The organism is Mesorhizobium sp. M0983, from assembly GCF_040318975.1.
Taxonomy (GTDB): domain Bacteria; phylum Pseudomonadota; class Alphaproteobacteria; order Rhizobiales; family Rhizobiaceae; genus Mesorhizobium.
In genome coordinates, this window is sequence record NZ_JAMYNH010000003.1 from 478,969 (window position 1) to 491,340 (window position 12,372).

Here is a 12,372-nt window from a genome sequence, read left to right on the forward strand (position 1 = left end):
CCCTAAGCCTGCCGCGCCTCTGTCGATGATCCCCGCGCCTTCTGCCTTTCCACCCAATCCTCCAGCCAGTCGTGGCTCTGCATCTCGATCAGCCGCGATGCGGTGCGCTCGAACTCGAAGACCTCGTTGCCGCGCTTGGCCGTATAGAGCTGGGGCGGCGGTGCTGCGGCGCTCATCACCAGCCGCACATGATGATCGTAGAGCGTATCGACCAGCAGGATGAAGCGCTTGGCTTCGTTGCGCTTGCCTTCGCCGAGCACCGGCACATGGTCGATGAAGATGGTCGAGAAACGGCCGGCGATGGCAAGATAGTCACGGGCGCCGAGCGGCCTCTCGCAGAGATCAGCGAAGGAAAACCGCGCCGCCTCGCCGGCAGCACGCGGCACTACGACATGCCGGCCCTTCACCATCAGCATCGTCTCGGCCGTCGGCCTGCCATGCGTCATCACCGCCCAGGCGTCGTCGAGCGCATGGTCGGCGGCGGCATCGGCCGGGGTGACGTAGACCGGCATGCGGCTGAGCTTGTCGAGGCGGTAATCCTTGTCGGCGTCCAGCGCCAGCACCTGCGCGTGGCGCTCCAAGATAGCAACAAACGGCAAGAACAACTGACGGTTCAGGCCGTCACGGTAGAGCTCCTGCGGCGCGACATTGGAAGTGGCGACCAGCACCACGCCATTGGCAAACAACGCCGAAAACAACCTGGACAGGATCATCGCATCGGCGATGTCGGTGACCGAAAACTCGTCGCAGCACAGCACCCAGGCTTCCTCGGCCAGCGCGCGCGCCACCGGTGGGATCGGATCGTCCTCCTTGGCCGTGCCGTTCTTGCGAGCCTGCCGGTGCTTCTGGATGCGATCCTGCACGTCGGCCATGAAATCGTTGAAATGCACGCGGCGCTTGCGCCGCACCGGCAGCAGCTCGAAGAACATATCCATCAGCATGGTTTTGCCGCGGCCGACGCCGCCATGGATGTAGAGGCCCTTGACTGCCTCGTGCACTTCGCGCTTGCGGGCGAACAGCCACCCAAGTGCGCTTGATTTATGCGCCAGCCGCTTTGCCGATATTTCGTCGATCAGCCGGTCGAGCGCAGCGGCGATCCGCTCCTGCGCCGGGTCGCGCCCGATGGCGCCCGTCTCGACCAGATGGTCGTAGCGCTGCTTGACGGTCGCATGGGTCTGGAGGCCGTCACGCAGATGCATCGGTCACGTCGTTCCGGAGCAATTCCAAGAAAAGTGTGTAGCGGTTTTCTGTCCGGAATTGCGTAAAAAACAAAAGAGGGCAATTCCAGGAAAGTGTATAACGGTTTTCCGTCCGGAATTGCGTAACAATGGGGGGCCGTTCTCTTACCTTGTAAGCGAGATCGGCAGGCCGTTGGAAGTCTGGCCGTCGAATTTCTCGCCGCCCGAGGAATAGAGCCGTGCCAGCGTGCCGCCGTTCTCGTCAAAGAGCGTCAGCTGTTTGCCGGCGACGTTCCAGGATTTGATGCCGTCGAGCGGCGCCGGGCAATGCAGCGGTCCGGCGCGGTAGCCCGAGCCGAATTTGGTCTGCGGCGTCGCCACCTGACAGCTCTGGCCGGATACGCTTGCCTTCCACACGCCGGCGACGCTGGAGGCGGTCAGGTCGGCCGCACCGGCCGGAGCCGTCCCGTCCGGCGGCAGCGAGGCGACCTGCGTGTTCTGAGGCGCGGTTGGAAATTTCGACGGATCGGCCGGGCCGGGTGTCGCCGGGGGCGGCAGCTGGTTTGCAGTCACCTTGCCGGCGGGCGCAGCTTCCAGCGGCGCCGGCTGCTGCTCGTCCATTGATGAGAACCGCGAGGTTGAACAGCCGCTCGCAACGAGCGCGGCCAGCGATACGGCCAGCAGGCCGGTTTTCGAAAATCTCATTCTTCAACCTCCGTCGGATCCGGCTGGGGGTGCCGTCCGCGCAATGTCCCTCTCACCAAGATGGAGAAGGTGGCGAAATTTCAACCCGATATGGTAAAAATACGGTTTGCGCCGCTAATGTTGCAAATTTATCGCAAAATGCACATTGCCTGGCTGATACCTCCGGGTCGGTGCGATACGGCGCGCCGGCTCCAAATCCTTGACGTTCACCTCAAATGCTTGCGCCAGCTGGCTCCGGCATTATCTCTTGGCGATCAGCAAACTGCAAGGAGCCGATTTCTTGGCCGCGAGAAAGAGAGCCGCCAACCGCTATTACAGCGGCCCGCCCAGCGATCATTTCGACGGCACCTTGTTCTTCAATCCCGACGGCCGGCCGCCGGGCCGCTTTGCCGATCTGTTGAAATGGCAATTGAGCGGCGAGCGCTCGAAATGGCCGACGGCGAATCCGAGCCCGTTTCCACCGGTAAGACCGGCCGAGCGCATCGATGGTGCAGCGGTCCGCCTCACCATGGTCGGTCATTCCTCGCTGCTCGTCCAGACAGCCGGCCTGAACATCCTTACCGATCCGGTCTGGTCGCGGCGTGTCTCGCCGCTCTCCTTCGCCGGGCCGAAACGCGTCAATCCGCCGGGCATCGCCTTTTCCCATTTGCCGCCGATCGACCTCGTCCTGGTCAGCCACAACCATTACGACCATCTCGACCTCGCCACGCTAAAGCGCCTGAAGACAAAACACGACCCGCTGCTGCTGACGCCGCTCGGCAACGACACCATCATCGACGCTGCCGTTCCCGGTATGCGGCTTTCCGCGCATGACTGGGGCGACCGGGTCGATATCGGCAATGGCGTCGCCGTCTATGTCGAGCCGGTGCATCACTGGTCGGCCCGCGGCACCCGCGACCGGCGCATGGCGCTGTGGGCGGGTTTCGTCGTCGAGACACCAGCGGCAAAGATCTATTTCGCCGGCGATACCGGCTTCCACGGCGGCATCAACTACCGGCTGATGGCTGAAAAGCATGGCGGCTTCCGCCTCGCCATCCTGCCGATCGGCGCCTACAAGCCGCGCTGGTTCATGGCGCCGCATCACCAGGATCCGGAGGAGGCGGTGCAAGGCATGCTTTTGTGCAACGCTGCCTATTCCGCCGGCTGCCACTGGGGCACGTTCCGACTCACCAACGAGCCAATCGACGAGCCGGCCAGAAAGCTCGGCGAAGCGCTTGGAGCCGCCGGTCTGCCGCGGGATCGTTTCCGTGCCTTGCAGCCGGGCGAAGTCTGGGACGTGCCGGCGGTTTAGCGCGGCGACCGGCCTGACGGCGAAGGCGGCTGCAAAGCTTCCATATGCCTGGCTATATGGGCGGCGTCGCGGCCCACATATGAAAGAAGGCCGGAGCCGAAGGTATGCATCCAATGAAGGCCAAGAAAGTACAGGCCGGGAAAGGCTGTCACGCCACGCTGTTGAATAGGTGCGTTGCGCGAATCGAAAATTGGTAAATCGATCCAGTTATAGTCGAAGCGATATCCCGTTCCCCAGATGACCGAGCCGACGTTCTCACCGGAGATATCCACTGACCGGGCGCCGCCAACTTCCGCCAGGATTGGCGTTGCTGAGCGTTCATTGCCATCGCTGATGTGGTCCGCGACTTCAGGTTTCTCTGCCAGCGCCTCTGCCGCGGAGACAAAATCGTCATAGGACCTATCGGCTTCAGCCAATATCTGCGAGGCATCCCCGGCTACCAACAGTTTTCCATCGGCGCATCTGAGTACACGTCCCAGCACCACTCCACCATCGCGTGCAAAACGGCGGACGTTCATATCGTAACCGCCGTTGACACCGGTTACGACGGTCGAGGGGGGATACCGCCGCTCCGGGAAACTATCGATAGTGATCTCGAAACGTCCCATTTTGTCGAACCACCACAAGACATCCTGGCCGCGATAGCGCCGCGGCACCCGACGATGCGGACTGACCGAAAGATAGACATCGCGCCCCGATTGCTGGAGTTCATCCGCAATCTGGCTACCGGATGCACCACTGCCCACCACCAGCACCACTCCGGGGGGAAGCTCGTCGGGGTTGCGGTACCTCGAAGCGTGAACCTGGTAAACGGATCGAGGCAAATCCTTGGCCGCCGCCGGTACCATCGAACGCTGGAAAGGGCCCGTCGCCACAACGACATTGCGGGCCGTCATGCTGCCGGCGTTTGTCTCCAACGCATAATCGCCGGTATCCCTGTGTCGGAGCTTCGTGACCTCCACACCCTCGCGAACCGGAGCTGCAATTTTTGCCGCATAGTGCTCGATGAACCGCGTGATGGCGGTGTGGTGGGCGAATCCTTCCGGTTCAGGGTCCTGATAAGAAACCCCAGGAAGCTCTATTGCCTGGTTGATGAATTGAAACCGAAGCGAATCCCAACGCTCAGTCCGCCAGCGTCCGGCAATACGCGCGCGTTCCAACACGACATGCTCACGTTCATGTTGGTGAAGATAGTAACTCATGGCGAGCCCCGCCTGGCCGCCACCAATAATGATCGTGTCCCAACGCTCAGTCATTGGAAAACTCTATCGCCGGCCCGCCAAACACGTCGTCAGCTTACGGTCTCGGTGCGGTGAATCTTGGGTAAGACGAAAAAAGGGATCCAAGATTGCTTAGCAGCGAAATATCCATTCCCGGACGTCAAATCGACACAACGGTAGCGTTCATTCAACACTATGACAACATTGCATCCGTAGCTGCATATCACAGCCGGGTCCTCGACCCGCACAGCCACCGCAGGGAACCCAAGCCCTCGCAGAAGCGTTTGTAGGTGTTCAAACCTGCCGGCTGCGAGGTGTCTCTCATGATCAGGTGGATCATCATTCTTTTGATTATCGCGGCCGCGGCAAGCCTGCTCGGCATGCCGGCACTGGCTGGAGCCGCCGCAACCGGCGCCCGCATCCTCATCGGCATCGTGCTGATCATCTTCCTGCTGATCGTGCTTGGCGTATTCGCGGTGACCTGAAAAGCATGCCGCACTGGTAATTTCGGCCGGTATCCGCCATATAGGCGCCAAATCGGCAAGAGACCTTTCGATCCATGGCAAGCGCGGCCCCTTTCGCCAAGATGAACGGTATCGGCAACGAAATCATCGTTGCCGATATGCGTGGCCGCGCCGATCGCGTAACGCCTGCGGCAGCCGTCGCGCTTAATGCCGACGCCGCGACCAGGTTCGACCAGATCATGGCGATCCACGATCCCAGGACGCCGGGCACCGCCTTTTTCATCGACATCTTGAATTCCGACGGAACCAGTGCGCAAGCCTGCGGCAACGGCATGCGCTGTGTCGTCCAGGCGCTCGCCGCCGAGACCGGCCAGAAGACATTTGCCTTTGAAACAGTCGCCGGCATCCTCAATGCCGAGGAACATGCCGACGGAATGATCTCGGTCGACATGGGCAAGCCGCGCTTTGGCTGGCGGGACATCCCGCTGGCCGAGGAGTTTCGCGACACCCGCATGATCGAACTGCAGATCGGCCCGATCGATGCGCCGGTACTGCATTCGCCGTCGGTCGTCTCGATGGGCAATCCGCACGCCATCTTCTGGGTCGACCGCGACGTCTGGTCCTATGAACTCGAGCGCTTCGGCCCGCTGCTCGAAAACCACCCGATCTTCCCTGAGCGCGCCAACATCACCATCGCGCAAGTGACTTCGCCGGAGACCATGGCCATCCGCACCTGGGAGCGCGGCGCCGGCCTGACCAAGGCCTGCGGCTCGGCTGCTTGCGCCGCCGTGGTCGCCGCGGCCCGCACCCGGCGCACCGGCCGCAGCGTCACGCTGATGACGCCCGGCGGCGGCTCGCTGCACGTCCTGTGGCGCGACGACGACCACGTCATCCTGACCGGTGCCGCCGAATGGGAATTTTCCGGCAACTTCGATCCGTCGACCGGGGCGTGGGCGCGCGACACCGAAAGCGCCGCCTGATGGCTCCTCGTGGCAACAGGGGTATCGACGTCGTCACCTTCGGCTGCCGGCTGAACACCTATGAATCCGAGGTGATGCGGCGTGAAGCCGAAAGTGCGGGCCTCGGCGGGCTCGAAGGCGGCGCTATCATCTTCAACACCTGCGCCGTCACCGGCGAGGCGGTGCGCCAGGCCAAGCAGTCGATCAGAAAAGCCCGCCGTGAGAACCCGGCCGCCCGCATCATCGTCACCGGCTGCGCCGCGCAGACCGGCCCGCAGGATTTCGTCGCCATGGACGAGGTCGATCTCGTCCTCGGCAATGAGGAGAAGCTGAAGGCGCATTCATATCGCGCGCTGCCGGATTTCGGCGTCAACGACACCGAAAAGGCGCGCGTCAACGATATCTTTTCGGTGCGCGAAACGGCCACCCACATGGTCGACGCCATCGAGGGCCGGGCGCGCGCTTTTGTCCAGGTGCAGAACGGCTGCGACCACCGCTGCACCTTCTGCATCATTCCCTACGGTCGCGGAAATTCGCGCTCGGTCCCGATGGGCGCCGTGGTTGAGCAGGTCAAGCGACTCGCCGGCAATGGTTATGCCGAGATCGTGCTGACGGGCGTCGACATGACCAGTTTTGGCGCCGATCTGCCGGGCGCACCGAAGCTCGGCAAATTGGTCAAGACCATCCTGAAGCAGGTGCCAGACGTGAAACGCCTGCGGCTTTCTTCCATCGATTCGATCGAGGCCGACGACGATCTGCTGGACGCCATCGCCACCGAGCCGAGGCTGATGCCGCATCTGCACCTGTCGCTGCAATCGGGTGACGACATGATCCTGAAGCGGATGAAGCGCCGGCACAGCCGCGACCAGTCGATCCGCTTTTGCGAGGATGTGCGCAAACTGCGCCACGGCATCGTTTTCGGCGCCGACATCATCGCCGGCTTCCCGACGGAGACGGATGCCATGTTCGAAAACTCGCTGGAGATCGTCGAGGAATGCGGCCTGACGCATCTCCATGTCTTCCCGTTTTCGCCGCGCCAGGGCACGCCCGCCGCGCGCATGCCGCAGCTTCGCCGCGAAATGGTCAAGCAGCGCGCCGCACGGTTGCGCGCCGCCGGCGAGGTCGCCTACCGCCGTCACCTTTCCTCGCTCGCTGGCACACGCCAGTCGATCCTGGTCGAGCGCGATGGGCTCGGCCGCACCGAAGGGTTTACGCTGGCCGTGTTGTCAGCCGGGGCGCCGGGCGACATCGTCGAGGCTGATATCGCTGGCAATGACGGTATCAGACTGATCGCCGCGCCGCTTGCCGCCCGCGCCGCCTGAGAGCGCAAGACATGGCCGGGTTTTTCAAGAAGATATTTTCGTTCGGCAAGAAGGAAGTTGTCGAGGAGCGGCCCGACGAGACCGCACCGCTGCCGCCGATCAAATGGGACGAACTGGAGGCGCTGAAGCAGGCGGCCGAGCAGGCCGTCCCGGAGTTTTTGAAACGCGAAGAGTCGCGGCCCGAGGCAGACACTGCGCCTCCGCCGTCTGTCGAGACGGAAGCGCCGCCCGCGCCGCAGCCACCGCTCGAACTCGCACCAACCATTCCGCCCGAGCCAGAGATCCAGCCGGAGTCGGAAACGCCTGCTGAGGAGCCGGAAGAAATCCCGGCCGAGCTTGTTATTCCCGAGCCGGAGCAGCCGGAGATTGTCCAGACTGAGCCTCGGTCATCGGAAGCTGGCGCTGCCCCTCATCCGCCTGCCGGCACCTTCTCCCCGTATGGTGACGGGGAGAAGGGGGCTGATCGGCAGGCCGAGCCTCCTTTTGAAAGCGATGAAGAAGAAGCTGCAACGCTGACGTCCCCCTCTCTCCGTCCTTCACGGGGGTCCGAAGGACCGGCGAGACAAGCGGCTCGCCCCGGAACGGGAAAGGGTGAGGGGCAGCGCGAACCTCTGCAAGATACCGCACCGCCCGCCGAGAGCCCCTCCGCAGCGCCCGAAGCGCCGCCGGCCGAAATCCCGCCTCCGCTCCGCCAGCCCGCCCCGGTCGAAACGAAACCGGTCTTGACCGAGATTGCGCCCGAACCAGAGGCCATTCCGCAACCATCGCCGGAGCCAAAACCTGCCCCCGGCAAGGTGACCGTAACCAAGAAGGTCGAGCAGAAGGCCGAGCCGCAAAGAGCGCCCGAACCGGCGCCGAGGCGCTCCTGGTTCCAGCGCATGCGAGACGGGCTGGCCCGCTCTTCCAGGGAGTTGTCCGGCAACATCGCCGGCGTCTTCACCAAGCGCAAGCTCGACGAGGACACGCTGCAGGACCTGGAGGATGTGCTGATCCGCGCCGATCTCGGCATGGAGACGGCTTTGCGCGTTACCGACGCGCTCTCCGCCAGCCGCTACGGCAAGGATGTCTCCGAGACGGAAGTCCGCGCCATCATGGCGGCCGAGGTGGAGAAGGTACTGACCCATGTCGCCATGCCGCTGGAACTCGACCTCAGCCACAAGCCGCACGTCATCCTGGTCGTCGGCGTCAACGGCACGGGGAAAACCACAACCATCGGCAAGCTCGCCGCAAAGCTCACCGATGGCGGCCTCTCGGTGATGCTCGCCGCCGGCGACACTTTCCGCGCCGCCGCGATCGAGCAGTTGAAGATCTGGGGCGAGCGCACCAACTCGCCGGTCATTGCCTCGAAGCTCGGCGCCGACGCCGCCGGCCTCGCTTACGACGCCTTCGAGCGGGCGAAGGAGGCCGGCTCCGACGTGCTGATCATCGACACCGCCGGGCGGCTGCAGAACAAGACCGAACTGATGGCGGAACTGGAAAAGATCGTCCGCGTGCTGGGCAAGCTCGATCCGGAAGCGCCGCACACCGTGCTGCAGACGGTCGATGCCACCACCGGCCAGAATGCGCTCAACCAGGTCGAGATCTTCCGCAATGTCGCCGGCGTCAACGGCCTGGTGATGACCAAGCTGGACGGCACGGCGCGCGGCGGTATTCTGGTGGCGATCGCGGCAAAGCACAAATTGCCGGTCTACTTCATCGGCGTCGGCGAACAGGTCGACGACCTCGAACCCTTTTCCGCAAGCGAGTTCGCCAGGGCGATCGCTGGCGTGGCTTGACGAGCATGATCCCGAAAAGTTGCAGACTTTTTGGATTGGATCGTGCGTAAGAAGGATCCCATGAACCCACCCATCCTCGAACGCGACCTGTCCGATCCGCGACGCAAGGCGTTGAACTCCGGCCTGAAATTCCTGCTCGAACTCGGGCCTGGTCTGGTGTTCTTTTTCACCACCATCCGCGGCGCGTGGCTTGTCGGGAAATTCCCGATCCTCAGCCATATCGGCGAGCCTATCCTGATTGCCACAGCGTTCTTTATGGTGGCGACGGCGCTGTCGCTCAGCGTTTCGTGGATTTTGACGCGCAGCTGGCCGATCATGCCGCTGGTCTCGGCCATCGTCGTGTTTGTGTTTGGTGCGCTGGCGCTGTGGCTGCAGGACAAGACCTTCGCTTTCATGAAGCCGACAATCATCAACAGCCTGTTCGGCATCACGCTGCTTGGCGGGTTGGCGTTTGGCAGATCGCTGTTGGGCTATGTCTTTGATTCCGCCTTCAATCTCGACGCCGAAGGCTGGCGCAAGCTCACTTTCCGATGGGGGCTTTTCTTCCTTTTTCTGGCTGTGCTGAACGAGGTCGTGTGGCGCAATTTTTCTGAGGAAACCTGGCTTTATTTCAAGGTCTGGGGCACGATTCCCATTACCCTTGTCTTCACGTTAAGCCAAATGCCGTTGATCCTGCGCCACTCGCTCGAGGACAAGGCCGCCAAGGAAGAGAAAGCCGGCAAATAGAGCAATTCCAAGAAAAGTGTGTAGCGGTTTTCCGGGGAAAAGCGCGTAGCGCTTTCCCTAGGGAATTGCGTCAGAATAGGAGGAGAGGGGCATGGAATTCATCACCACGCGCGACGAGTTGAGGACGATCTACAAGACGCCTCGGCCGACCGACGGTTCGATCCGCAAGGAACTGAAGGCATTGGACGGCCACTGCCGTTCCTTCATCGGCAAGAGCCCCTTCGTGCTGATCGGCTCGTCCGACGGCGCCGGCAATGCCGATGTGACGCCGAAGGGCGACAGGCCGGGCTTCGTAACAGTGCTTGACGAGAAGACCATCGCCATCCCCGACCGGCCCGGCAACAACCGGCTCGACACGCTGGAGAACATCCTTCTCATCCCTCGATCGGGCTGCTCTTCCTCATTCCCGGCATGAACGAAACGCTGCGTGTCAATGGCGATGCCCGCATCACCGTCGATGCGTCATTGCGTGAGCGGCTGGCGGTCGACGGCAAGGCACCGCAAAGCGTCGTCGTGGTGACGGTCAAGGCCGCCTACATGCATTGCGCCAAGGCCTTCATGCGCTCCGAATTGTGGAAGCCGGAGAGCTGGTACGACCGCGCGACGCTGCCGACGCTCGGCCAGATCCTGCGCGACCAGTTGGCGCTCGCCGATTCGGCCGAGGCGACCGACCGCTGGCTGGACGAGGAATACAGAGAGACCATGTGGTAGTGTGCCCGGCGACGAATCGCTCGAGCCGGTCTCCATTTCCTTGCTCAACATCCTCGCCATCTCTGGCAGCCTGCGCGCCGCCTCGACCAATTCGGCCCTGGTCGCGGCACTCGCGCAAAACGCGCTGCCGGACTGTCACGTCGCCGTCTACGATGGGCTTGGGCGGCTGCCGATCTTCAACCCCGACGACGAAGGCGAGCGAACGCCACCGCAAGCAGCGGCGCTGATCGACGCGGTCACCGCCGCTGACGGCGTCATCGTCTCCTGCCCGGAATATGCCCATGGTGTGCCAGGCGGCCTGAAGAACGCGCTCGACTGGCTGGTGTCGCGCGATGCAGCCGTCGGCAAACCGGCCATGCTGGTACATGCCTCGCCGCGCTCGCTGTTTGCCCGCGCCGCACTTGCCGAGATCATGCGGACAATGTCTTTCGCGCTCTATGAGGAAGCAGCGCTCGAAATCGCGTTGCTCGGCAAGAAGCCGCCGGAGGTGGAGAAAATCCTGGCGCAGCCGGCAAGTAGGCAGACAATGCGCGATGCCCTATCCGCCTTCGCGGAGTTCATCCGCTCGCGGTGAACGTCGGGCCGTGCTTTCGTCATCCTAGGGCGGAGCAAGGAGCGAAGCGACGCGGCGCAGACCCTAGGATCCATGCCGTGACATTCGTCGGAGATGCAGCGGTTCGGGAAGGCCGCCGGAGGCCTGACGTTGGACATTACACCGGCGCGCTGCACAACAGAACCGCACCGCTGTTCTACTGGTAGGTCACGGCATGGATCCCAGGGTCTCCGCGACGGAGCTTCGCTCCTGCTCCGCCCTGGGATGACGACGCTAGGGGCTGCGGCCAATCTGAGCCGGGAACTAGCCCTTCCGTCTCCGCGTCTCGACGTCGGTCTCGCCGACGAACCAGTCGCGTGCAGCGACTTCCTCGAACACCACCCAGACATCGTTGCTGGTCAGGCCGGTGGCGCCGGTGATGGCCGCCGTCACCTGGGCGGCGATCGCGGCCTTTTTGCCGGCCGGGTCATCGGCAATCACCTCCTTGACCAGGCGGATATTCACGAATGGCATGGTGCCCTCCCTTGGATATGCTTGGCGGCCGTTCAATAGGTTTTGGCGCCGTTGACCATGAGCCGGACCATGTAGAGCGAGGTCGTGCCGGCGATGTAGAGGCAGTTCAGCTTGTTGCCGCCGAACACGCAATTGGCGACGACTTCCGGTACCTTGACCTTGCCGATCAGCGTCCCGTCTGGATCGTAGCAATGGATGCCGTCGGCGGCACTGGTCCAGATGCGGCCGTCCGCATCCAGCCTGAAACCGTCGAACAGGCCGGCGGTGCAGTCGGCAAAGACCTTTTCGCCGGAGACCGTCTTGCCGCCCTGGCCAACAGTGAAAACCCGGATGTGCGCCGGGTTTTGGGCGCCATGCGTGCGGCCGGTGTCGGCGACATAGAGCTTGCTCTCATCAACCGAGAAGGCGAGCCCGTTGGGCCTGACCATGTCGGTGATCACCGCCTCGGTCTCGCCGGTGCCGGGATCGACCCGGTAGACATGGCAGGCCCCGATCTCGCTTTCGGCCTTGTCGCCCTCGTAATCGGTATCGATGCCGTAGCTCGGGTCGGTGAACCAGATCGAGCCGTCGGACTTGACCACCGCGTCATTGGGCGAGTTCAGCCGCTTGCTGCGCCATTTGTCGGCGATGGTGATGACCGACCCGTCATGCTCGGTGCGGCTGACGCGGCGGCCGGAATGCTCGCAAGTGACCAGCCGGCCTTGCCGGTCGACGGTGTTGCCGTTGGAATTGCCGGACGGCTGACGGAACACGCTGACGCTGCCGTCGGTGTCGTCGTAGCGCAGCATGCGATTGTTCGGAATGTCGGACCACACCACATAGCGCCCGGCCGCAAACCAGGCCGGCCCCTCCGCCCATCGGCAGCCGGTAAACAGCCTGTCGACCTGTGCGTTGCCGTTGAACAGCCGCGAAAAGCGCGGATCGAGAACTTCGTAGAATTCGCTGGTCATGGTTC

Annotated in this window: 12 protein-coding genes and 1 pseudogene; 8 read left to right on the plus strand and 5 right to left on the minus strand. The window is 63.0% G+C overall.

From position 1 onward, the window contains the following. Positions 1 to 2: 2 nt before the first annotated feature. Together zapE and NKH71_RS08870 are read right to left on the minus strand one after the other, a co-directional pair. Positions 3 to 1,199: a cell division protein ZapE gene (gene zapE, locus NKH71_RS08865; RefSeq protein ID WP_352894762.1), complete on the minus strand. Its 1,197-nt coding sequence runs from the start codon at positions 1,197 to 1,199 to the stop codon at positions 3 to 5. A 144-nt stretch (positions 1,200 to 1,343) separates the two neighbouring features. Then, positions 1,344 to 1,883 (minus strand): protease inhibitor Inh/omp19 family protein, encoded by a 540-nt coding sequence (locus NKH71_RS08870; RefSeq protein WP_023723103.1) that lies wholly within the window; start codon positions 1,881 to 1,883, stop codon positions 1,344 to 1,346. Between the two features lie 280 nt (positions 1,884 to 2,163). Here NKH71_RS08870 and NKH71_RS08875 point away from each other — a divergent pair, with 280 nt between their 5' ends. Next, positions 2,164 to 3,174 carry an MBL fold metallo-hydrolase gene (locus NKH71_RS08875; protein ID WP_031195455.1) on the plus strand — a complete coding sequence of 337 codons (1,011 nt, stop codon included), beginning with the start codon at positions 2,164 to 2,166 and terminating at the stop codon, positions 3,172 to 3,174. Here NKH71_RS08875 and NKH71_RS08880 read toward each other — a convergent pair. Next, positions 3,171 to 4,430 carry a flavin-containing monooxygenase gene (locus NKH71_RS08880; RefSeq protein ID WP_023723101.1) on the minus strand — a complete coding sequence of 420 codons (1,260 nt, stop codon included), beginning with the start codon at positions 4,428 to 4,430 and terminating at the stop codon, positions 3,171 to 3,173. The genes NKH71_RS08875 and NKH71_RS08880 overlap by 4 nt on opposite strands. A gap of 287 nt (positions 4,431 to 4,717) precedes the next feature. Between NKH71_RS08880 and NKH71_RS08885 the strand changes: the two genes are divergently transcribed. The 7 genes and pseudogenes from NKH71_RS08885 to NKH71_RS08915 all read left to right on the plus strand — a co-directional run bounded on the left by NKH71_RS08885 (position 4,718) and on the right by NKH71_RS08915 (position 10,925). Next, positions 4,718 to 4,879 carry a DUF1328 family protein gene (locus NKH71_RS08885; RefSeq protein WP_031195454.1) on the plus strand — a complete coding sequence of 54 codons (162 nt, stop codon included), beginning with the start codon at positions 4,718 to 4,720 and terminating at the stop codon, positions 4,877 to 4,879. Positions 4,880 to 4,953: 74 nt separating this feature from the next. Continuing rightward, the gene (dapF, locus tag NKH71_RS08890; protein WP_352548531.1) at positions 4,954 to 5,838 is read left to right on the plus strand and encodes a diaminopimelate epimerase; all 885 of its coding nucleotides are present in this window, start codon (positions 4,954 to 4,956) and stop codon (positions 5,836 to 5,838) included. Continuing rightward, positions 5,838 to 7,139 carry a tRNA (N(6)-L-threonylcarbamoyladenosine(37)-C(2))-methylthiotransferase MtaB gene (gene mtaB / locus NKH71_RS08895; protein WP_031194899.1) on the plus strand — a complete coding sequence of 434 codons (1,302 nt, stop codon included), beginning with the start codon at positions 5,838 to 5,840 and terminating at the stop codon, positions 7,137 to 7,139. The genes dapF and mtaB overlap by 1 nt, the downstream gene beginning before the upstream one ends. Positions 7,140 to 7,150: 11 nt before the next feature. Beyond that, positions 7,151 to 8,914 carry a signal recognition particle-docking protein FtsY gene (ftsY, locus tag NKH71_RS08900; protein ID WP_352894764.1) on the plus strand — a complete coding sequence of 588 codons (1,764 nt, stop codon included), beginning with the start codon at positions 7,151 to 7,153 and terminating at the stop codon, positions 8,912 to 8,914. A gap of 60 nt (positions 8,915 to 8,974) precedes the next feature. Beyond that, the gene (locus NKH71_RS08905; RefSeq protein WP_023721875.1) at positions 8,975 to 9,640 is read left to right on the plus strand and encodes a septation protein A; all 666 of its coding nucleotides are present in this window, start codon (positions 8,975 to 8,977) and stop codon (positions 9,638 to 9,640) included. A 91-nt stretch (positions 9,641 to 9,731) separates the two neighbouring features. Next, a pseudogene (locus tag NKH71_RS08910) lies at positions 9,732 to 10,351 on the plus strand (pyridoxamine 5'-phosphate oxidase family protein). Between the two features lie 40 nt (positions 10,352 to 10,391). Then, the gene (locus NKH71_RS08915; RefSeq protein WP_023721876.1) at positions 10,392 to 10,925 is read left to right on the plus strand and encodes an NADPH-dependent FMN reductase; all 534 of its coding nucleotides are present in this window, start codon (positions 10,392 to 10,394) and stop codon (positions 10,923 to 10,925) included. Positions 10,926 to 11,207: 282 nt separating this feature from the next. Here NKH71_RS08915 and NKH71_RS08920 read toward each other — a convergent pair whose 3' ends face one another. Beyond that, the gene (locus NKH71_RS08920) at positions 11,208 to 11,417 is read right to left on the minus strand and encodes a tautomerase family protein (RefSeq protein ID WP_023721877.1); all 210 of its coding nucleotides are present in this window, start codon (positions 11,415 to 11,417) and stop codon (positions 11,208 to 11,210) included. A gap of 32 nt (positions 11,418 to 11,449) precedes the next feature. Next, positions 11,450 to 12,367, minus strand: coding sequence for an SMP-30/gluconolactonase/LRE family protein (locus NKH71_RS08925; protein WP_352894766.1), 918 nt, complete (start codon positions 12,365 to 12,367; stop codon positions 11,450 to 11,452). Between the last annotated feature and the right edge of the window lie 5 nt (positions 12,368 to 12,372).